18 protein-coding genes and 2 pseudogenes are annotated in these 20717 nt (G+C 52.4%); 9 read left to right on the forward strand and 11 right to left on the reverse strand.

Annotated elements, in window-relative coordinates:
* The first annotated feature begins 6 nt into the window (after positions 1–6).
* From QMX84_RS02740 to QMX84_RS02750, 3 genes and pseudogenes are all read left to right on the forward strand, one after another.
* Positions 7–474 carry a transcriptional regulator gene (locus QMX84_RS02740; protein WP_248487893.1) on the forward strand — a complete coding sequence of 156 codons (468 nt, stop codon included), beginning with the start codon at positions 7–9 and terminating at the stop codon, positions 472–474.
* A gap of 328 nt (positions 475–802) precedes the next feature.
* The gene (locus tag QMX84_RS02745) at positions 803–1804 is read left to right on the forward strand and encodes a metallophosphoesterase (RefSeq protein WP_282363049.1); all 1002 of its coding nucleotides are present in this window, start codon (positions 803–805) and stop codon (positions 1802–1804) included.
* Positions 1805–1872: 68 nt separating this feature from the next.
* Positions 1873–2481 (forward strand): annotated as a pseudogene (locus QMX84_RS02750) (histidine phosphatase family protein); the annotation flags it as partial.
* Between the two features lie 848 nt (positions 2482–3329).
* Here QMX84_RS02750 and QMX84_RS02760 read toward each other — a convergent pair.
* Entirely contained in the window at positions 3330–3578 is a 249-nt protein-coding gene (locus tag QMX84_RS02760; RefSeq protein ID WP_057009840.1) for a CsbD family protein, read from the reverse strand.
* Positions 3579–3765: 187 nt separating this feature from the next.
* Between QMX84_RS02760 and QMX84_RS02765 the strand changes: the two are divergent.
* The 4 genes and pseudogenes from QMX84_RS02765 (at position 3766) to QMX84_RS02780 (ending at position 5941) form a co-directional block, all read left to right on the forward strand.
* A pseudogene (locus QMX84_RS02765) lies at positions 3766–3975 on the forward strand (hypothetical protein).
* Positions 3972–4448, forward strand: coding sequence for a hypothetical protein (locus tag QMX84_RS02770; RefSeq protein WP_282363050.1), 477 nt, complete (start codon positions 3972–3974; stop codon positions 4446–4448). Before QMX84_RS02765 ends, QMX84_RS02770 begins: the two are co-directional and overlap by 4 nt.
* 216 nt (positions 4449–4664) lie before the next feature.
* Positions 4665–5069: a helix-turn-helix transcriptional regulator gene (locus tag QMX84_RS02775; protein WP_282363051.1), complete on the forward strand. Its 405-nt coding sequence runs from the start codon at positions 4665–4667 to the stop codon at positions 5067–5069.
* A 320-nt stretch (positions 5070–5389) separates the two neighbouring features.
* On the forward strand, positions 5390–5941 hold the full coding sequence (locus QMX84_RS02780) for a thioesterase family protein (RefSeq protein WP_282363052.1): 552 nt from the start codon (positions 5390–5392) through the stop codon (positions 5939–5941).
* A gap of 103 nt (positions 5942–6044) precedes the next feature.
* Here QMX84_RS02780 and QMX84_RS02785 read toward each other — a convergent pair whose 3' ends face one another.
* Both QMX84_RS02785 and QMX84_RS02790 read right to left on the reverse strand, forming a co-directional pair.
* Positions 6045–7397: an aminotransferase class III-fold pyridoxal phosphate-dependent enzyme gene (locus QMX84_RS02785; protein ID WP_282363053.1), complete on the reverse strand. Its 1353-nt coding sequence runs from the start codon at positions 7395–7397 to the stop codon at positions 6045–6047.
* 85 nt (positions 7398–7482) lie between these two features.
* The gene (locus QMX84_RS02790) at positions 7483–8958 is read right to left on the reverse strand and encodes an NAD-dependent succinate-semialdehyde dehydrogenase (RefSeq protein ID WP_282363054.1); all 1476 of its coding nucleotides are present in this window, start codon (positions 8956–8958) and stop codon (positions 7483–7485) included.
* Between the two features lie 478 nt (positions 8959–9436).
* Here QMX84_RS02790 and QMX84_RS02795 point away from each other — a divergent pair, with 478 nt between their 5' ends.
* Both QMX84_RS02795 and QMX84_RS02800 read left to right on the forward strand, forming a co-directional pair.
* Positions 9437–10018, forward strand: coding sequence for a TetR/AcrR family transcriptional regulator (locus QMX84_RS02795; protein WP_282363055.1), 582 nt, complete (start codon positions 9437–9439; stop codon positions 10016–10018).
* A 1-nt stretch (position 10019) separates the two neighbouring features.
* Positions 10020–10991, forward strand: a complete 972-nt coding sequence (locus QMX84_RS02800) for an EamA family transporter (protein WP_282363056.1) — start codon at positions 10020–10022, stop codon at positions 10989–10991.
* A 639-nt stretch (positions 10992–11630) separates the two neighbouring features.
* Here the strand turns inward: QMX84_RS02800 and QMX84_RS02805 are convergent.
* The 8 genes from QMX84_RS02805 to QMX84_RS02840 all read right to left on the reverse strand — a co-directional run bounded on the left by QMX84_RS02805 (position 11631) and on the right by QMX84_RS02840 (position 20644).
* Positions 11631–13043: an amino acid permease gene (locus QMX84_RS02805; RefSeq protein WP_282363057.1), complete on the reverse strand. Its 1413-nt coding sequence runs from the start codon at positions 13041–13043 to the stop codon at positions 11631–11633.
* A gap of 200 nt (positions 13044–13243) precedes the next feature.
* Entirely contained in the window at positions 13244–14101 is an 858-nt protein-coding gene (locus QMX84_RS02810) for an EamA family transporter (RefSeq protein ID WP_282363058.1), read from the reverse strand.
* A 67-nt stretch (positions 14102–14168) separates the two neighbouring features.
* A complete protein-coding gene (locus QMX84_RS02815) occupies positions 14169–14891 on the reverse strand; it encodes a haloacid dehalogenase type II (RefSeq protein WP_282363059.1) in 723 nt (240 codons plus the stop codon).
* Positions 14892–14959: 68 nt separating this feature from the next.
* Positions 14960–15289, reverse strand: coding sequence for a tRNA-binding protein (locus QMX84_RS02820; protein ID WP_282363060.1), 330 nt, complete (start codon positions 15287–15289; stop codon positions 14960–14962).
* A gap of 44 nt (positions 15290–15333) precedes the next feature.
* Positions 15334–16617 carry a 4-aminobutyrate--2-oxoglutarate transaminase gene (gabT, locus tag QMX84_RS02825; protein ID WP_282363061.1) on the reverse strand — a complete coding sequence of 428 codons (1284 nt, stop codon included), beginning with the start codon at positions 16615–16617 and terminating at the stop codon, positions 15334–15336.
* Between the two features lie 256 nt (positions 16618–16873).
* Complete coding sequence (gene gabP / locus QMX84_RS02830) at positions 16874–18304, reverse strand: GABA permease (protein WP_282363062.1); 1431 nt, start codon at positions 18302–18304, stop codon at positions 16874–16876.
* A gap of 207 nt (positions 18305–18511) precedes the next feature.
* The gene (locus QMX84_RS02835) at positions 18512–18982 is read right to left on the reverse strand and encodes a hypothetical protein (RefSeq protein WP_282363063.1); all 471 of its coding nucleotides are present in this window, start codon (positions 18980–18982) and stop codon (positions 18512–18514) included.
* A 96-nt stretch (positions 18983–19078) separates the two neighbouring features.
* Positions 19079–20644, reverse strand: coding sequence for a PucR family transcriptional regulator (locus tag QMX84_RS02840; RefSeq protein WP_282363064.1), 1566 nt, complete (start codon positions 20642–20644; stop codon positions 19079–19081).
* Positions 20645–20717: the final 73 nt, after the last annotated feature.

Genomic DNA, 20717 nt, shown 5'->3' on the forward strand with positions numbered 1-20717 from the left:
CGACTCATGCATCTGAAAGAAGCGCTGGCAGGAGCATTGCGTGGAGCTCGTGCTCATCAGGGGTTGAGTTACGAAGAGTTGGCGGGGGCAACGCACAGAACCTACGTGGGGAAGCTTGAGCAGGCCCGAGCGAACGCGACGTTGGAGAAACTGGACGAGATCGCTGACTATCTAGGCCTCGACCTTTTGACTATGGTCACTCTCGTCATTGCTGCGCAGGGTGACGAACTTCCATCCGAGGCTTTGCAACGTACTGCCCTGCGAATCAGGGAATTCGAGATGTCTGGAGGGTGGCAGTTGGTAGAGGAGCAATTCAGTGATGGAAAGCTCATCAAGCGCTCCCAAGGTAAGCCTAAGCAGCCGCTTAAAGCGGACTACGTTCGAGTCCTGAAAGCGCAAGGTTTCGACAGAAAAACAATCGCTGAAAAGCTCGGCATTGCCAGAAGCACAGTCCAAAAATACTGGAATACATAAGCCTGCAGAACATCAGCAATCCTGCAATCTAAGCAAATCGAGGTTTATGGCGCGCCCTATCGGGTCGGCTGTCGTAAACCATGCCATGGCTGACGCCAAGTCATGGCCCTCTGGGCTTCCATCCTCGGGTCTCCGGCCTTACTGGCCTGCGCGCTCCGCTTGCTCTCGTTATTTCCATCGACGGAAGAAACTCCAGGGATACCTTCAGCACTGCGCAATGGAGTGTAGTCTTCCTGTCTGTCCATATTTCTGTAGGAAGGTGCAGTCGCGGGGTGGACAATACGGGTTTGGTCACTTGCTAGATGGCCATTGAGGAAGGAACCCGCGCATGAGTCAGAAAGTCCTGAGGCTTCCCCGGAACGAGGTCGGTCGCGACTTCGTTATCGGTGACATTCACTTCAAGTCGATTGATCTCTACAAAGGATTAATGAAGCTCGGTTTCGACAAAACTATCGACCGAGTCATTGGGGTGGGTGATCTCATAGATCGCGGGCCTGGAGTCCTCGACGGTCTGAAGCTTCTTGGTGAGCCGTGGTTCTTCACCGTTCAAGGTAACCATGAGCAGATGCTTATCAAGGCTTACAGGGCAAACCCCAGCGCTCGTTATGTAGCTCATGGTGCAGGCTGGTGGTCGACCATCGCTGAAGAATCGAAAGAGATGGTCGTTGGGAAGCCCGAGAGCCTTCCCACAGTCATAGAAATCGAGTCCCCTCGCGGTTTGGTTGGCGTTGTTCATGCTGATGTCCCTGCCGGGATGTCATGGGTCGAGTTCACCCGAGACATAACAATCCCTGCTGTAGAAGAGATCGCGCTATGGGGGCGCGAGCGGATCAAAAAGCACCATCGAGAAGGTGTCAAAGGGGTCTGGCGTGTGTGCACGGGGCACACCTGGATTCCAGAGCCTGTCCGGCTAGGGAACGTTCTTGCACTTGATTGCACTGGAGGGGGTGAAGGGCCACTAGCTGTCTATTGCGTTCAGGCGGACACGATTTATGTGGAGGGACGCCCCGTGTCACTTGACCAATCGGAGGCTGTTACCGAGCTACTGGACGAACTTGAGCAGGCTTTAGGTCATCTTAAGGCCACCACCAACGCTAACAAGCTAATTGAGTCACAACGCTTGAGCCATGAGGCCGACGAGTTAGCTCGTCGAGTGAACACTACCTGGCTGACCTTGCGTTCGGAAATTAGCGATGTCCAGAAGTTACTTAACGCGCTTCACGGACTAAGCTTGCTCACCGGCGAACGAAGAGCAGCTAAGCTGGAAGAGCTGAAATTCAAGCATGCAGGCACCCAGATAGAGGGACTGCTGTCGAGACTTCTTGATTGAAGGTTGGGTACCGGTAACCTTGGGGATCTAAGAGAAATAGTGGCCCAATCTGTACGAGTAGTTCGTAAATGAAGCATGTAAGACTAATACGACACGGAGAGAGTGCTGCTAACGCCGGCGAAGCCAGCCTGGATCACGCGAGCATCCCTCTTACGCCAAAGGGTGTTGAACAAGCGTGCCTAGTGGCCGGGTCATTCGTCCAGGCCCCAGATCTGATCGTTGCCTCGCCGTTCTCCCGAGCCCAAGCAACTGCAATGAAGACAGTGGCTGCTTTCTCTTCAGTACCATTTGAAACCTGGCCCATCCACGAATTTACCTATCTTGAGCCCGCACGGTGTATCAACACAACCGTCGCTGATCGGCGTGAATGGGTGGAGGCGTATTGGGCCAAAGCCGATCCTGGTTTCACGGATGGTGAAGGCGCTGAGTCATTTCTAGATTTCATAGCTAGAGCTCAGTCTTTCTTGGTGTGTCTTGCAGAGCATCCCGCCCAAGACATCGTTGCGTACTCTCATGGCCAGTTCATTAACGCTGTAGCCTGGCTGATAGAGCGCAAGACGCTCGGCATTGATGCCGGAGCTATGGTGAACTGGCGTGAGTATGAGATCGCGAACCACGTGCCCAATTGTGGTGGGTGCCTGCTTTCGAAAGATCCGGAGGAAGCCGGCTGGAGAGTAAGCCGGTCAGCCACTGAGGAGCCACGAATGGATGCCACTTGGCGCGTGCCAGGCAGAGCCTACCAAGCAGTTCGCGATCCCGAGCGTTTGCTCATTGAAAAGCGCGCCGAAGCTCTCTCAGCTGCAGGCTATCCGCTGCCAGATGATGATCCGGCTATGTACGCTGAGCAAAGGCTGGAAGAGGCCCGAGCGGCAGCTCGTTCATCCCAGGTAGGTAGCGTCAGCAATGACACTGCGCCTGAGCTCTCAGCGAGAGAGGTATGCCAAATATTGCGAGAGGTCACCTTCCAGCGACGGACAATGACCAAGGTGAGTCAGACTTCTTGGGATGAGATTTATGCGGGCCATTTCGTTGTCAGCGTAGAAGGTTGGCGGATATCGATCTACAACGACTGTGACACGCTCGACTACTGCGAAGAATGCGTGAGTCCGGAAGGACGGCGATGGTCGTTTGACGCAGGGTATCGATTTGGAACAGATCCCATTGCGTTACTCAGTACATGGGAGCATCAGGCGCTTGAGCGTCTCCTGAAAGCGCTCTAGGGGAGCTATGGTCGAGCGGGCCTCTGCGAGGACGGCTGTCGTGAACCAAGCCTCGCCGTTGCCGAGTCTTGGCCCTGTGGGCTTCCATCCTCCCGCCTGCGCGCTCCGCTTGCTACTGAGCCCACTCCAGGCTTCCACGAGCTTTGTGGCCCACTAACCTCGGCGCAACTCAGGCGCGCTGCGTGGATGGAAGTGAGTCGTGTATACAGCCCGCGCCCCCGAAGCCAAAGGATGGACAGATCTAGAGGTGCGGGGCGATAAACGCAAAAGGGAACGCGTCTGTCGAAACGTCCCTTTCTCCCAATTCAGCGGCGCAGGAGGCGGTCTAGCACCAGCAGGGCTACTGCACCAATTGCAAGTGCGGCAACCGGTTTCTCTTTGACAAACGTAGATACGCTGTCCAGCGCATCGCCATAGGTTTGGGTCAGCTGACCAGCAGCTTGACGTCCAGCACCTTCAGCTTCCAGCTTCGAATCACCAAACAGTTTTCCGACTGCGCTCTGCGCTTTGCCGGCAACCTTTTCTACAACGCCTTCAACTTGTTCGCTCTTCATAACTTACCAACCTTTACGTGTAAGTGGGCAGCCCAGAGTAAGTCTGAGCTAGCGGATCTCTGCACAGCGTTAGGGGGATGAGCTTTATGATAAGTTCAAAGTTGATGAGGCTCAGGAGCTGTCCGCAAAGCGCTAGCTCACTCCCTAGGCTGCGCTATGCTGAGCTTCCCTGAAGGAGATCACTTCAATGCCAAAGGAATACTCGCTGTCGGATTTGCTGGAAAGAATGTATCAAAACCAGCTCGCCGTGGAGGCAGCAATAATGGAGTTGACCCTCCACGTAGAAGCCCACTGACACGCGGATGTAGGAAATAATGTACGTGGTGCTCTGGAGACAATCGGCGACAATGCGAGCCACATCAAGCAGGGGCTCGCCCGGCTAAAAAAGCTCCAATGACCCCGCCGCTCTTTGATTTTGATCTCAAACGCATTTCCCGCACGCACTACATCACTGGCAAGGCCGCGATCAACTTTCCGCACGCTAGAAGCACTACAGGTGGGTGGCATTTTCTGTCCTACTTCGACCGGGATTCAGGCGTGGCAAAAATGTCGCTTGCAGGTATTCACTATCCTGATACCACCGACTTCTTTGGTGACGCTGGAATATGCGACGTTACCGACCAGTTGGCGAGGCTAGGATGGGCATCAGAAGGCAAACGCCTCTTCATGGCCGATCATTACCGAGCGGCTTCCGACATGATCGTGAAGTGGGCAATGAGCGGTTCCAGGCACTGCAATGTCGAGGTAGCTGAATGGTTTCCAACCAAAGTAGAAAAACAGCTGCTGCTCGCAACTCTTGAGATGGGAAAGCACAAGCTCTTCGAGCTAGGTATGCTGAAACAAGTGGAGGCCTGGCTAAGCTCGCAATAGATCAATCAAGACGGCAGATGGAAATCACAGTAGTCCCGGTAGCGTTAGAGTACGTAGCCCAACTCAGTGCGCATAGTTCCAGCGAGCTACAAGGTTCATCTCGGAGTCTCTAGAGCATGAAACCCAGGCATACCGTGATAGGCTTCGATTTGGCTAGAATGGCTCGTCCCAACGTATCCAAGCTCACAGGGACTGACTCAAATCAGGAACGCGTATATGTCGCTCAAAAAAGCTTTCGCTGCTGTGCTTAAAGCGATGCGCGCTGGTCGGGGGCTGACCCAGAGAAACCTGGCAGAAGTCAGCAGTCGGACATATGTCTCGAAACTAGAACGCGCTCAATCAAGTCCAACTTTAGAGATGATCACCGCGCTAAGTGGGCCACTCGACGTGAATCCTCTGACTTTAGTAGCAATTACTCTTTGTGCCGAGTCAGGGCAATCAGTTGGCGCTTTGCTACGTCGTACACAAGAGGAACTCTCGAATCTCGCCAATGAAGGAGTTCTCAAAAACCTGGCAATTTCGTCGTGTGATGAATTGCTAGTGCCACGCCCCTCTACTAAGCCATCAGGAAATCGCTCAGTGACGAACGCACAGCAGGGAGAATTCTGTTTTGCAGGATAGACGATCCTCCATGCAGCAACTCCTTATCGTCTACGGTTTTGTGGCAGCGCACGCTGAAGGACGCAAACTCAAGAGAATTGTACAGCCGAGTCTTCTCTCAAACCACACCATAAAAGGCGATGAATTGTAGCGGTGCAAGTTCACGCACGATTAACGTTCGACTGAAAGCTCTTAGCGAGCTCAATGACAGCATTATTACCGGCCCGGCTCACCTTTAATAATCGAAATATACACATTAAGAAAACTCTGTCATTTCGAGACATACCAAACACGAGCCTAAAACTATAGAGTGCATCAACTATTTTCCTATCGGCGTTTTTATGAATCTCTGGTTTCGACTCCTTCTCATGCTGCTGCGCCGACCTTGGCGTCGCCCAGTACAAGCACTTGAATCAACAGTCATCCGAATGCGTGTTTGGCCTCTGGATCTGGACTTTAATCAGCACGTTACTAACGGAAGATATTTCACACTGGCAGATGTCGGACGCATGGATTTCGTTTTGCGAACTGGAGCATACCGGGTAGCTATTAAAACAAAATCTCTACCAATCGTAGGGGATACCTGGGGGAAATTTCGAAGAGAGCTCAGACTTTTTGAAGTTTTTGAAATCCATACCAAGATGCTGGGGTGGGACGAGAAATGGATTTTCATGGAGCATCGGTTTATCAGCAAAGGCAAAGTGATCGGTGTAGTGGTGATGCGCGGTCTATTTCGATCAGCGAAAGGTAATATTTCACCAGTCGAATTCGTTCAAGAGTTGAGGCTAGCCGAAAAGTCTCCAGATATGCCTAAATGGCTTACGTGCTGGTCAGATAGCTGTGACGCCATGAGTTACCAACTCAGGGAAGATGAAAGCATGAAGGATCAATAGCAAAGATAAGCTGAAAGATTAAACAGGCTCATAGCTATCATAAAAAGAAGGTCTTCTGAAAGAAGACCTTAAACGCAGTGCTAAATCGCGCAGCGGGAAGCAATCAAACCCATTTAGCGCCGATCACCTTCTCGATAGAAAAGGTAAGAATCTCAATCAGCTTGTCGACGTCAGCATTGGTGTAATTCAGTGAGGGAGCAAAGCCGAGGATATCGTCGGCAAAAGCACGGAATACAAGCCCCTCGCTAAACGCGTGGGCCAAGATCTTCTGCCCGATTTTCAAGCTCGGGTCTGGCTTGGCTCGTGTCTGCTTGTCTGCAACAAGCTCTACGCCCGCCAGCATGCCCTGCCCCCGCACCTGCCCTACTACGGCTAGCGCGTCGAGGCTACGCAGTCTTTCCTGGAAATACTCACCAACAGCTTTGCCATTTTCCAAGAGACCGGTTTCGTACAAATCCAGCGTGGCGTTGGCAATTGCCGCGCTGACAGGATGTCCGGCGTAGGTTTGGCCATGACCAAACGGCGTACCGTCAGAGCCAGCCTCCGCGATTGCGGCATAGATACTATCGGAGATGATAGTTGCGCCCATGGGCGCGTACCCTGAGGTCAGGCCTTTCGCGAGTGTCAAGATATCTGGACTAACACCTTCATGCTCGCAAGCGAACATTGGGCCAGTACGACCAAATCCAGTAATCACCTCATCAACGATCATCAGGATGCCGAGTTTGTCACAGGTCTCGCGCACTGCTTTCAGATAACCAGTAGGAGGAACAATCACCCCACCAGAGCCAATGATGGGCTCGCAGATGAACGCGGCCACTTTTTCTTTGCCAATTTCTCGCACTTTGCTCTCAAGTGCCGCAACGGTCGCTTGCAGTACCGATACCTCATCTGGGCCGGCACTATGTCGGTAAGTGTAAGGCGCTTCAATGTGATGCTGGGTAGGAGCAGGTACATCAAAATAGCGATGGAATACTGGAAGTGCGGTAAGTCCGCTGCCCAAAGCTGAGGAGCCGTGATAGCCACGCTGCACTGCAATGAAGTGCTTTTTTTCAGGTTTTCCGATCGCATTGAAGTAATAGCGTACCGTTCGGATCGCTGTGTCTACAGCATCTGAACCGCCCTGCCCGAAAATAACGTGGTTCAAGCCAGAAGGCGCCAGGCTTGCTAAACGATGGGCTAGCTCAATTGCAGGCTCGCTACCGAAACCGAAATAACCTGTCGCGTAAGGTAGGACTTCAAGCTGCTTCCTTGCGGCCTCAATGATCGTCGGCTGCCCGTAACCGGCGTTCACACACCAGAGGCCCGAGAAGGCATCTTGAACCCGATGACCGTTCACATCCACAAGGTGAATCCCGTCCGCACTTTTCCAGGCACATACGCCCTTTGCCTGGTGATCCATCAGGGCAGTCACAGGGTGAACCCAGTGTTGATCTTTTTTCTGAAGGTTGTTCATACGATCTCTCAATAAAACACGCTTAGCGGATTCCCTCTGCCTCAAACAGATTTGAGTAAAGAGCTCACTCATCAAATTAGGGGTGTTAATCCAAGCCGCCTTGGCAGACATATTTGATGTGCATGTATTCCTCTAGGCCATGTACGGAGCCTTCTCGGCCATATCCAGAATCCTTCACTCCCCCAAACGGAGCTGCCTCGGCAGCTATAGCACCTTCGTTCACTCCGACAATGCCACACTCGAGCGCATCAACAACCCGATGCACACGGCGCATGTCGTTGGTATAAAAGTAAGATGCCAATCCGAATGGCGAGTCATTGGCCATCTTGATGACCTCTTCCTCGGTTTCAAACCGGGTGATCGGTGCAACCGGCCCGAATGTTTCCTCATGGAAGCATTTAGAGGAAGGATCTACGTCCGCCAGGACGGTTGGAGCGTAGTACGTGGACTCAGCACGCTGCTCGGTGAAAAGACGCTTGCCACCCGCGAGGACTCGAGCACCACGAGCGACTGCATCATTGACGTGCTCTTCAATCTTAGCGATCGCTTTCGCGTTGATCATAGGGCCAATCTGCGACTTCGAATCGCTGGCAGGGCCCACGACGAGGGCCGACACGCGAGCGCTGAGTTTCTCTAGGAAATTGCCGTAGATCTTCGACTGAACGTACACACGGTTTGGACACACGCAGGTCTGGCCGCCGTTACGGAATTTAGCCACCATCAAACCTTCTACTGCGGCATCGATGTCGGCGTCCTCAAACACGATGAATGGCGCATTACCGCCCAGCTCCAGCGCCAATTTCTTCAGGGTGCGCGATGATTCGTGGGCCAGGTGCTTACCGACCGGCGTCGATCCTGTGAAGGTGATTTTGCGAACACGTGGATCATCCAACCATACGTCCGCTACCGTCTTCGATGCGGAAGTGTTGACGATGTTCAAGACGCCAGCTGGGACGCCCGCCTCCTCGGCAAGCTTAACCAGTGCCAAGGCAGTGAGAGGTGTTTCCGCCGCTGGCTTGCAAACGACAGTACAACCTGCAGCCAGAGCAGGGGCGATTTTCCGAGCGATCATCGCTGCGGGGAAGTTCCAAGGCGTGATGGCCGCTACAACGCCTACAGGTTCCCTATAAGCAGCCATTTTACGTCCACGCACGGCTTGAGGAATGATGTCACCATTCGCCCGGGTGGCTTCCTCAGCAAACCACTCCACATAGCTTGCGGCGTAGGCAATTTCGCCAACAGCTTCGGCAAGGGGCTTACCTTGCTCAGTGGAAATGATCTTACCCAAGTCTTCAGCGTTAGCCATGATTAAGTCATTCCAGCGCTTCAAGATCACAGCTCGCTGCTTGGCCGGAGTAGAGCGCCAAGCTTCAAACGCTTCGACTGCAGCTTCAACTGCAGCCTTTGCATCCTTTTCGTCGCTATCTGCAACGAGCGTGACGCGCTCTCCTGAAGCTGGGTTGTTGACTGGGAGGGTTGCGCCAGAGACCGCGTCCTGCCACACACCAGCGATAAAGTTCTTGGTGATTATCAACTCTTCGCGCTGCAGCTTAAAACTCATAAAACCTCCAAAGAGATTCGTAAAAAATTAGAAGAAAATACCTTCGTAGCTACACCACGAAGGAACAGGTATTCCAGGTACCGCCGATGACTAAGCACTTAGAGCTATGGCTCAATTCACTACGCCTGCAGGCAGTCTTTTGGAGGCGTAACTTCAACCATTCATCTTGGCTAAATCCTAAGCAACGAACCCGATATCATCTACATGGTCTGAACAGGACAAAGATGGGTGTTTTTAGTATTTAAAGTATTAAACGGTGGAGGACGACTGAATTAAAATAGGAAGTCTGAACTGCGATGTATTTATAGGTCACACCTGCAGAGCGGTGGCCATTATCCGTGGCGCTCTCTCGAAACTCATCGTTCTCGGTACCCTGCATCACCACCGACTTCTTTCGTTTCGCTACCAGTTATCGAAGACGCGTGCAGGGGCACGCGCAACTAGATAGACTGACCTACCTAGTTAGGAACCCATCGCTTTGAAGCCCTTGAAACCTAAAGCTGCGAGAGCCCGTCTTCTCGAAGCTGCAGCATCGCTTTTCTACAACGACGGAATCACCGCCACTGGCATCGATACCATCACCGCCAAGGCTGGTGTCGCCAAGATGAGTTTGTACAACAACTTCGACTCCAAGGCTGACTTAGTCGCCGCCTTCATTGAGGCCAGGCATGCTGAGTGGCTTGCCCTTTATGATGCGCGGGCTCAGAAAGCTGCTACTGCCCGAGACATGATACTGGCTGTTTTCGACGCGTATGCAGACCACGCCAATTGCGCGTATGAGAGCGGGTTTCGCGGATGCGGACTACTTAACGCTGCGGCAGAATTACCCGCAGGCGATGCTGGCCGCGATGCAGTGCGTCGCCATAAAGAGCATGTTGAAGGATTGTTGCTTGAACACCTAAGGGCAATTTCGCCTGGAAATATTGAGTCCGTCACCGAAAAGGCTTCCCATCTTTCGTATCTGCTGGAAGGCGCAATGTCTCGGGCCGGCCTGGAAGGCAATGATGCTCGCGTCCAGCAAGCTCGCCGTATCGCTGCTTCGCTTTTGGAGGCGATGTGACATGAGCCGTTCTGTATTAACGACAAACAATAGCAAGACAATAGGCGTGATATTTGTCTTGATGGCATCCATCCTCTGGGGTACGACGGGCACAGCTGCCACATTCGCCCCAAGCGTCAGCCCGCTTGCAATTGGTGCAGCTGCAATGGGCGTTGGTGGGCTGCTACAGATGCTTATCGCCATTCGCCAGATCGGCATCGATTGGGCAAGACTGAAATTACAGTCCAGTTATGTGCTGATCGGCGCATCTGCCGTAGCCGTCTATCCCCTAGCCTTTTACACCTCCATGCACATGGCAGGTGTGACTATTGGCACCGTAGTCACTATCGGCTCAGCACCACTGTTGAGCGCCGTCATTGAGCGGATATTCGATAACAAGCCGCTAACTGGACGTTGGGCAATCGGAGCGGGACTGGGATTGCTGGGCACAGTGATGTTATGCGTGGCTAAAGCCCAAGGGCACACAGATAATGTCGCAGGGGCTTCAGATATTCGTAGCATGTTCGGGATTCTGCTTGGCTTGGTCGCAGGCGCGACTTATGCCCTTTACTCTTGGACAGCACATCGGCTAATCCAGAAGAACATTTCGTCATCTGCCGCAATGGGCACAACGTTTGGTTTGGGTGGACTGGTGCTCCTGCCTGTGCTGCTGGTCACGGGCGCACCACTTATTGAAACCTGGACGAATGCTATGGTTGGTTTTTACATGGCCTTGGTTCCAATGTGCCTAGGCTACGTGCTATTTGGGAAGGGCCTTGCAAAAGTTTCAGCAAGCACCGCCACGACCCTTTCATTGATTGAACCCGTCGTGGCAGCACTGCTCGCTGCGGTTGTCGTCGGAGAGCAGCTGTCACCAGTGGGCTGGACAGGCGCGGCCCTGATTGTCAGTTGCCTTTACGTGCTCGTGCAGCAGCCCACTAACCATGAACAGCCACTGTCACAGCGTACAAATACATCGACACCTGATTCATAGTCGTGCAGTAGCCCCTCAAACAGTGCAACCTTGGATTACCCTAATGGCAATCCAGGGCTGCATCCTCCACCGATCAAAGCACAACTACTGGAATACTGGCGTGAGGACGGCGAGTGTCGGATGGTTACTGCGAATGAATCGTCTAAGCCTCCGCCGCCTTGTAAACGCCTGAGCTAGGCTAGTGCACGCTCGGAAGGAGTCGCACGAAACTGTCTTCGACTGCGACAACCTGCCTGGAGACCACCTGAACAAAGCAAGGGCTTTGAGCCTTGAAGTGCTACCTAGTGGTTTCGAGAACTGGGATATACTTCAATATGAATATGAGGGCACGGGCGAGCCACCCTCACTTCGCCATCTTTCTGTTCAACATTCCTTCCCAAACAAAAATCTCGGATGGCGACTAGCATGCGGATAAACAAACTATTATTTTTATTCATTTAACACCTGCACTATATTTAGTAATTCAGAGGTTCATTTTACGATTAGCCGAATGATAACTAAACGGGTAATTGCTGTTTTGAGGGGGTTAGTGTCAGTAGCCACCATCTGTTTGCAAATGGTGGCTTTATTCTGATAAATCCAAAATGCAGCGTAAGCTACTGAGCCTGAGCTTATGGTCAAAGTCCCACTCTTATGTTCCTAGCGCTTCAATCGGTTACAACGTAGCTGATGCACGATTCCGATCAGTACCAAAGCGAGGCCCGCACTGCCCGTCGACACTACCAGAACCTGATACTCAGCCATGAACGACATTACTGCCAAGCAAGCCACGATGAAGATGATCACCGCCCAGGTCAGCCAAGGAAACAGCCACATTTTTAGCGGGATTTCACTGCCCTTCATCTCCAGCTTGCGACGCATTTTCAGCTGAGAGCACGCGATAACCAGATAAACCAGAAGCGCGATAGTACCGGTCATGTTCATCAGTGTATCGAGCACATCCTTGGGTCTCAGTGCCTCACTGAAATTGATAAGTGCCAGAATCACAGCCACCAGACAGGAACCAATGATGGCGTAAAGCGGAACCCCCGTTCCTTGTTTTGTAAACTTGAAAAATGACGGAGCGTCGCCACGGCTAGCCAATGAATAGAGCATGCGCGAGGCTGTGTAGTGCGCAGAAATCAAGCAGCTGCTCACCGACGTCAGCACCACGAAATTCATCAGCACTTCTGCACCAGGCACCCCAAGCAGCTCCAGCGTGCGTCGGTAAGCCCCATAGCCTGACACACCGAGCATGGGGTCATTCCATGGCACCAAGCAAACAATCAGGAAAATCGAGCCCACGTAAAACAACCCTACGCGCCAAACGACTGACTTGGTCGTCTTTATGATCTGCTGGGATGGGTTCGCAGACTCAGAAGCGGCAATAGTCGCGATCTCTGCCCCCAAGAACGCAAACATCACCCCGAGCATAGCGCCGACGACAGGGTCTATTCCGTTCGGCATGAAACCGTGCGCCGTCAAATTGGTGATCCCCCTAACCTCCCCCAGCGTCCATATATTGGCTACAGCGAGGCCACACACTATCAAGAAGCAGAAAATCGCCACCACTTTGATCAGTGCAAACCAGAACTCAAATTCGCCATAGTTTTTCACGTTGAAGAAGTTGATGCTGATCAGTACCAGCGTCGTTGCCAGAACGAAGACATTGATACTGATCGATGGAAACCAGCCATTAAGGATCTTGCCTGCAACGTAAGCCTCCCAAGCCATGAGGCATACCCAGTATCCCCAATAAAGCCAGCCAATGGTAAAACCGGCCCAACGACCAATCGCCCGATCGGCGTAAGTTGAGAAAGATCCAGTATCAGGAGAGGACGTCGCCATCTCGCCCAGCATTCTCATGATAAGCATCATTAGAATACCACCTACCAGAAATGCCAAAACCGCAGCTGGCCCTGCACTATGGATAATACTTGCTGACCCTACGAACAGAGAGCCACCAATGACCCCCGCGATAGACATCATGGTTAGATGCCTGGACTTTAGCCCCGCCTTGAGTTGACTATCTTGAGTCTTCGGATTTTCGACACTTATATTTGTTTCAATCATCGAGTCACCTCTATTTCTACGAACAACATCTCAGCCAAAATATGCGACACTGCGCACTTGGACGCTCTAATTCAATAGTTAATACATATAAAAAGCCCCCAGCGTGAAGGGGGGGGGGCAAGGTTAATTCGGCGATTATGAATAGAATGACCAGCTCTATTCCTTCGCCTTATTTGACACAAGCACAAACTAAATAATTATTACCCAGTCGCTCTTTTCGACATTATCATCGAGCAAACAACTAAGGCCGCACCTACCCAGATGTACCACTGCATTCCGACCTGCAGGTAGATAGCCAAGAATGCTGTAGACAGCACAGGAGTAGCATAACTGAGGACAGCTACCTGCTCATGATTGGCCTTTTTCATTGCATAGTCCCAAAGGTAAAAGGCTCCACCCATAGGCCCCAACCCCATATAAACGATTGCCCAGGTCTCACTAGGGGTAAGCGAAGGCCACTGCGAGCCTGCGCGATAAACCAACAGGCACGCAGCGCCCGACACTAGGCAGAACAGCCCAACCGATGCACTACGAACACCCGTATATTGCTTGGCAAGTAGCGAGTAAGCTGCCCACAGGATGGCCGAGATAAATGCCAGGCCATATCCAAGCCAGTTGCCCTCACCCAGAGAGTGATCCGGATTACAGCTGATTACTGCTCCAACAAAACCTACAAGCCCGGCCAAAATCGATCTTGTAGTGAGCCGCCCGCTCGACACAAACAGTGGGGCCATCACCACGATCAGCACAGGCCAAAGGTAGTGCAGCAGACTGACGCCGATCGGATCAGCAAGTTGAAGCGCGTAAAAATAAATGACGTGGTAGGCCAACATGCAGAATGTACCCAACACAAAAAGCCTGCGTGGCATAGCCCATAGCCTGAACCAAGGAAGGCCTATGAGCCCACCAATAAACAGCGCAGCACCCGTAATAAACATGGGAGACACGTTTTGGCAGTAGGTAACACTCACTGCCAAGGTGCTCCAGATGATCACTGAGACTACCGCTGGGATAATCCCGAACTGAGATCTCGAAACAGTCGAATCATAAGAACTCATGGCAGTCTCACTGTTAGTTCAAACTCAGCGAAAAAACCGGCGGCATATATAGCCGCCGGCATTTGTATCAACCCTTCAGCGCTTGCTTATGCGCTTCAGCCATCTCGCCCATGCTGTTGAAGCGGAAATCGATGTTTGGCATACGGGACGGAACGTGAGTGGCGCCGTAGCCTTCTTTACCGTGACGACGATAGATCCAAGCCGAAACTAGACCTGCGTCGTTGGCTGGGATGTGGTCGTGATAAAGGCTTTCTGCGGTGTGCAGAATATCGCCCTTCTCGATGCCAGCTTTAGCCAGCGCATCGATCATGAAGGTAAAGTTGTTTGGGTTTGGTTTGTACGAACCCACATCCTGAGCGGTGATAATGTGGTCGAACTCTACACCCAGCTTGGCATTGCTCAGTTTGAACTCGTTTCGGTCGATGTTGGACAGGATGACCAGCTTGTAGTGGTTCTTAAGATACTGCAAAGCTTCCACCGTATCCGGGAATGCAGGCCAGTTTTTCACGGAGGTGCCAAACTCTTCGCGCTCAGCAGCGTCGGGCTTCAAGCCCCATTCTTTAGCGATGCGATCATATACAGCGCGCAGAATGTCCTGATAAAGAGCACCAGGGGTTTCGGTTTGCTGAGGCGACTCGTTGCGACCAAACACTTCCAGCAGCTCGTCAGAAGTGAAGGACTTGCCAGTACGCTTTGCCAGTGGTTGAAGGGCGTTGACGATGCCGGTCTCCCAGTCGATCAGGGTGCCGTAGCAGTCGAAGGTCAGCGCTTTGAAGTCGGTCAGTTGCATCTTGATATCCTACTTTAGGTTTACTTGTTTTGAGCCAGCCGCTGTATCGCAGCACAGCGGCTAGAGGGTTAAAAAATCTTGCTGCCGAGTGGAACAGAGCGCTCTGTGGTCAGGTAAACAACCTCACCAGGCTCACGATCGACACCCAACATCAATACTTCGGAGGTAAAGCCAGCAATCTTCCTTGAGCCCAGATTGACGGCGCAAACAACCTGCTTACCGATAAACTCTTCAGGGCTGTAGAGCTTGGTGTACTGCGCGCTGGTGGTTTTCTCGCCCAACTCACCAAAATTGATCCAGAACTTATAAGCTGGCTTGTTTGCTTTTTCATTGAGCTCCACTCGCACGACCTCGCCGATACGAATGTCAACTTCACTGAACGCTTCAAACGGGGACATAACCACTCCAGAGTTATTGCGATGTAAATCGATAAACGTCAGCCTTATGCTTCGGCGGTAACCAGCGCTCGCTCGAACATGCCCAGGGCTTCAGCCACATCCTGCTCAGAAATGACCAGTGGGCAGATGAAGCGTACAACGTTGCGGTAGACACCACATTTGATCACCAGCAACCCCTCTTCACGGGCAGCATCGATGATCCGTTGCGCCAGAGCGGGATCTGGCTCTTTTGACTCACGATCAGAAACGAACTCAACGGCTGCCATTGCGCCAATCGCACGCACGTGACCGATGCCTTTGAAGCGGCCTTCTAGGGATTTGAAGCCTTCCAGAAGCTGGGCTCCGATCGCGCGGCTGCGCTCTGTCAGGTTCTCCGATTCGAAGATTTTGATGACCTCTAACGCAGCAGCGCAACCGAGCGGATTGCCACCATATGTGCCACCCAAACCACCTGGCTGTGGGGCATCCATGATTGCGGCACGACCCACGACACCAGAGATCGGCAGACCGCCGGCCATACTCTTGGCAACAGTTACCAAGTCAGGCTGGATGCCGGAGTGCTCGAAGCCGAACATCTTACCGGTACGACCAAAGCCGGTCTGAATTTCGTCACAGATCAGAACGATGCCCAGCTCTTGAGTTTTTTTGCGCAGAGCACGCATGAACTCGACCGGAGCGGCGATAAACCCACCATCACCTTGGACGGGCTCAATGATGATTGCAGCGACGCGATCAGCAGCGATTTGAGTGTCAAATACCTCCTGCAGAGCGGCCAGGGCTTTCTCTGTGGTCACACCACGGTACTCGTTCGGATACGGCGTATGGTAGATATCCGGGGCGTATGGGCCGAAATTCTGGCGGTAAGGCTGGCTCATGCCGGTCAGGGTCATACCCATCAAGGTACGACCGTGGAAACCGCCACGGAATGCAATCACACCCGGACGATTCGTATGGCCACGCGCGATCTTAATGGCATTCTCAACAGCTTCGGCACCGGTAGTCAGGAATACTGACTTGTAGTGTTCCGAGCCACCAACAAGATTGTTCAGCTTCGCGGCGAGGTCGGTGTATTGGTTATAAGCGGCTACCTGGAAGCAGATGTGCGAGAAGGTATCCAACTGCTTACGTACTGCTTCGACTACGCGTGGGTGGTTGTGGCCGACGTTCAGCACGCCGATACCACCAACGAAGTCCAAGTATTTCTTACCTTGGTCATCCCAGAGGTAAGCGCCTGCAGCGCGGCTCACGATGATCGGGTGAGCAACCGCAACACCATTGGATACGTGTTGTGCGCGAGGCGATACGGACATTTTTTGTTGAGAAGACATGGTAGTCACCTTTGTGTGTCAGTGTGGCAATCGTAACTACGCCCCCACACTCTAAATACGTGCGAAAGATAGGAAGATTGACTGATTTTTTCGTACTAAAAGTAGATACAGAAAAGTTGGGATTCAGGGCAGGAAAGACAGACAGCAACAATCCGAACCCAAATATTTTGCTGGCAACTGGTCAACCAAGAATGAGGGGGGGGGGGCGCGAACCAACGCCCCCACCCCTTCTTGAAGAACCTAGATCTGATGGGGGTCAGCGATGGGTATTACTGACGAGACCCTGAGACCAATTCGCCGCATTGCTTCGGCGCTTGGTGTAAACACCAGTGGCAACGATCATGAGTGCCAGCACCGCCGTCGACGCCACCTCATAAGTGTGTTTGGGGAGAGTCAGCATCAGGCACAGTGCGGCAGTAATGAAAATGATCACAAGCCAGGTCAGCCAAGGGTAAAGCCACATCTTGAAGTCCAACTCCTGGCCGTTAGCTATCAACTGCTTGCGCATGCGCAACTGCGAAACTGCGATAACCAAGTAGACCAACAATGCAACAGCCCCCGAGGTTGCCAGTAGGAATGCAAAAACTTTCTCAGGGGCAAAGTAGTTAATGGCAGTAGTAACGAAGCCGATAGCCGTACTGGCCAAGACTGCCCTGCGCGGGACATTTGAGACAGTCGTAGCCTTGAGCGCTTTTGGCGCATCACCACGCTTGGCCAGGGAGAACATCATCCTAGAAGCGGTGTAGATGGCCGAGTTGAGACAGCTCGCTACAGCGACGAGAACCACGATATCGACGATCAGCTTGGCGTAGGGAATTTGCAGTAACTCCAGCGCACGCTGGTACGAACCAACCACGGAGAGCTGGGCGTCGTTCCATGGCACGATGGAAACCACCATAAAGATGGAAACGATGTAGAAAATACCGATTCGCCAAATAACAGAGTTGGTAGCCCTGGCGATCTGCTGAGATGGGTTTTTCGATTCTGCTGCAGCGATCGTGACGATTTCGGTACCCATGAAGCTGAACATGGTAGTCAGCAAGGCACCAAGCACCGGCCCATAGCCATTCGGGGCGAAACCGCCATTTGCGTGCATGGTAGCTACGAAGCCCTCAACCTCCCGACCTGGCAGCCCTCCCACAAGAGCGACTGCAACCAAGATGATGAATGCCATGATGGCGATCACTTTCGACAACGCAAACCAGAACTCAAACTCGCCGTATTTAGCGACGCTGAAAAGATTTGAAATGGTCAGAAGCGCAGTGATCGCCAACGCGAACAACCAGGTATCAATAACCGGGAACCATGTGTTCAAAATCGCAGCTGCTGCAATTGCCTCTAAGGGGATAACGAGAACCCAGAACCACCAATACAGCCAACCGATTGAGAATCCAGCCCATTGACCGATGGCTCTGTTCGCATAGGTGGAGAATGATCCGGTATCGGGAGATGCTACAGCCATTTCGCCGAGCATTCGCATCACCAGCACAACTAGAGTACCGGCTGCGATATACGAAAGAAGAACCGCCGGGCCAGCGGCAGCGATTGCATGACCAGAGCCAACAAACAAACCCGCACCGATTACACCCGCAATCGAGAGCATAGTGACGTGGCGCTGTTTTAAACCAGTGGAAAGGTTTGATCCTTCAGCGATAGCTGAATGGACTGAATGAGATGTTTGGGACATCTTGAAAAGCCTCGAGTTATTATTAGGCAGGCGTACAACATCTGGATCTAACTACTCGGTTTCGCACGACCGGCAGGCCCTTTCCATGGGACTTATAGGACTCATTGAACAGGAGGAGGACGATAGGAACTACCTACTCGACAAACGAATTCGCGATCGTTTTTTTGGTCGACTGGTAGCACACAGCCGTAATAGAGGAGAAAATGATCAGACAGCCACTTTTTGCAGGATCCTTTTCTTGTGATCATCCAGCAATGTGAGCAGGAAAGAATCCAACAATGTAGTGCAGGCTCCACGACCACCTGCACTCAGCCCCACGATAGGAACCACCCCCATATCGGTCAACTCACACAAGACGCCTGCCAACTGCTGGCCTCTGAGCTCGTTGTGAAAAACTACCGCATCTACTAGAACTTGAGCTGACAATTCACCACCGTTGCTGAAACACTTCTCCCACTCAGCCATGAGTTTAGTCTGAGATACAACCATCGCAGCATAGCCTGCTCGATAGACCTCTCCTCCTAAACAGCCAGCACCAGCAGAACAATGCTCACCAATAGCGACGACAACGCTATTACCAGAACTCTTTAAACTAATAGCAGTTCTGGCCAGTTCAACTAGCTCAGACTGCACGACCCTGCCTTTTAGGTCAAAAAGAGTATTTTCAGACTGAGACACTAAATGCAAACCGCATGAAGTTTTCGTAACACGCCTAGACACAAAGCCTCCCACGGGGCATCCAGCACTACAAGCGCCCCCCGCATTTAATACTTTCTAAGAATTCTCGTCAGCGGCCAAAACATACATTTGAGCCGCCACTTGAAGCTTGAATTTGTCATCAGGGTTATCGAGCGAAATACTCAACATCGTCTCAATACGCTCTACCCTATAGCGCAACGTACTAATATGGATATCTAGCGCCTTGGAGGTATTCAATAACTGGAAGCCTTCCTTGGCCAACGTAAGGGCCGTTTCGATGAGCGCATTACCACGCTTGGGATTGCCCAGCGGCGCAATCATTTTCTCAACCAGCAAGCGTCGAGCATCCGAATCGCCCATAAGCGCCCTGGGAAATAGAACCTCATCAAAATCATGCAACTTACCTGGCTTGAGCAAAGGAAGAAGCGCAGATACATCCTCTGCACCATGAGCCATACCGATCACTCCCTGATGAGTTCGACTAACCGCCATTGCGCAGCCCTCGGTGCGCACAGCCCGCCATACCGAGTCGGGCGCAATTTCCGACGGCAACAAGAAGCTCACCTGGTTCAAAGACACAGACATAAGCGGCGCCACACCCATGCTCAGCATTGCTTGCGAGATTCGATCCGCAGTTCTTGAACGCCGAGTGAAACCTTCGATAGAAAGCGGAATCGGCTCATTCAAAAGCACCAGGCAAACCCTGTAATTTCTATTTTCGCTCCAACCCGAAGCTTGAGCTCGCTCGATAGCGCTAGGCGTGGCCGAAAATTTCCCCTCCAACAATCCCGCTACGAATGCGTAACCCAAGCGAGTTTCTTGATCAGACAGCTCTCGCTGATAGGTCAGGTGGAGAGCTGCAATAACTGCAGCATGCTCCAAGGCACGGGAGTCTAGCTCTCCAAACTCGCCCTCATCACTTCCCAGCCACACGATTCCAATCACCTCATCCCTTAACCGGATGGCTCCACCCAACCTAGGCTTCGCCACCCACTCCGAAACCACTTTAGGGGCATTGGACTCGAAAAATGCTGTGAGAGGCTCCAGCTCGGTGAGTTTTTTAACAAGCAGTCGTTCGCGCGCTTCATCTGCGCTGGGATCGGACGCCCCCAATATCGTCCCGTCCACGGAAACGACGGTAGCCGATTTGTCGAGTGCAGCTTTCAAAGCCTTAGCTAGCACCTCAAGGTTTTTCCCCTCGAGGGCAGCTTCCGTCAATGTGCGATGAATGTGGTCAGAGCGCCGAATCGTCTCGGCCTGGATATTGATGATCCGTGCCAACACATCGTGCATGATGTCGCTGAACGGAATTTCCCAAGGCAATTCAAGCAGAGGTAGATTGCAGAGGTTGGCCTCTTCGATTGCCGCTTCAGTGAAATGCTCCCGAAAATGAGGAACTGCAAGAACGACTCCTGCCAAGCCGATCTCACTGAGGCGACGCACCATGCTTCGGCTTTCATCGTCATCAACCGGCCAGTTGTAACCGGTGGTCAACAGCAGCTCGCCTGGTTTCAACCAGTTAGTGATCTCAGGGTGATCGACGATATGAACCCAAGTTATTTCGCGATCCATGGCATTTACCCCTGCAACAACAGAGGCTTCGCGCAACACAGTGTTTTCAATCGCAGTATCGAGCTTCATGACCAACCTACTCCACTCCATAAGTACCTACACGCTGGCATCCACTCACTGCCAGGACGCGGGCCCCAGCAGC

Origin of the sequence: Pseudomonas sp. PS01297 (assembly GCF_029959305.1) — a bacterium.
Taxonomy (GTDB): Bacteria; Pseudomonadota; Gammaproteobacteria; order Pseudomonadales; family Pseudomonadaceae; genus Aquipseudomonas; species Aquipseudomonas helleri.

What these genes read in the sequence shown, in the direction of transcription:
- QMX84_RS02770 (WP_282363050.1), top strand. Translation starts at nt 3,972, where the DNA reads ATGACCCCGCCGCTCTTTGATTTTGATCTCAAACGCATTTCCCGCACG.
- QMX84_RS02800 (WP_282363056.1), top strand. Translation starts at nt 10,020, where the DNA reads ATGAGCCGTTCTGTATTAACGACAAACAATAGCAAGACAATAGGCGTG.
- QMX84_RS02785 (WP_282363053.1), bottom strand. Translation starts at nt 7,397, where the DNA reads ATGAACAACCTTCAGAAAAAAGATCAACACTGGGTTCACCCTGTGACT.
- QMX84_RS02815 (WP_282363059.1), bottom strand. Translation starts at nt 14,891, where the DNA reads ATGCAACTGACCGACTTCAAAGCGCTGACCTTCGACTGCTACGGCACC.
- QMX84_RS02760 (WP_057009840.1), bottom strand. Translation starts at nt 3,578, where the DNA reads ATGAAGAGCGAACAAGTTGAAGGCGTTGTAGAAAAGGTTGCCGGCAAA.
- QMX84_RS02775 (WP_282363051.1), top strand. Translation starts at nt 4,665, where the DNA reads ATGTCGCTCAAAAAAGCTTTCGCTGCTGTGCTTAAAGCGATGCGCGCT.
- QMX84_RS02805 (WP_282363057.1), bottom strand. Translation starts at nt 13,043, where the DNA reads ATGATTGAAACAAATATAAGTGTCGAAAATCCGAAGACTCAAGATAGT.
- gabT (WP_282363061.1), bottom strand. Translation starts at nt 16,617, where the DNA reads ATGTCTTCTCAACAAAAAATGTCCGTATCGCCTCGCGCACAACACGTA.
- QMX84_RS02840 (WP_282363064.1), bottom strand. Translation starts at nt 20,644, where the DNA reads ATGAAGCTCGATACTGCGATTGAAAACACTGTGTTGCGCGAAGCCTCT.
- QMX84_RS02790 (WP_282363054.1), bottom strand. Translation starts at nt 8,958, where the DNA reads ATGAGTTTTAAGCTGCAGCGCGAAGAGTTGATAATCACCAAGAACTTT.
- QMX84_RS02780 (WP_282363052.1), top strand. Translation starts at nt 5,390, where the DNA reads ATGAATCTCTGGTTTCGACTCCTTCTCATGCTGCTGCGCCGACCTTGG.
- QMX84_RS02810 (WP_282363058.1), bottom strand. Translation starts at nt 14,101, where the DNA reads ATGAGTTCTTATGATTCGACTGTTTCGAGATCTCAGTTCGGGATTATC.
- QMX84_RS02745 (WP_282363049.1), top strand. Translation starts at nt 803, where the DNA reads ATGAGTCAGAAAGTCCTGAGGCTTCCCCGGAACGAGGTCGGTCGCGAC.
- gabP (WP_282363062.1), bottom strand. Translation starts at nt 18,304, where the DNA reads ATGTCCCAAACATCTCATTCAGTCCATTCAGCTATCGCTGAAGGATCA.
- QMX84_RS02740 (WP_248487893.1), top strand. Translation starts at nt 7, where the DNA reads ATGCATCTGAAAGAAGCGCTGGCAGGAGCATTGCGTGGAGCTCGTGCT.
- QMX84_RS02820 (WP_282363060.1), bottom strand. Translation starts at nt 15,289, where the DNA reads ATGTCCCCGTTTGAAGCGTTCAGTGAAGTTGACATTCGTATCGGCGAG.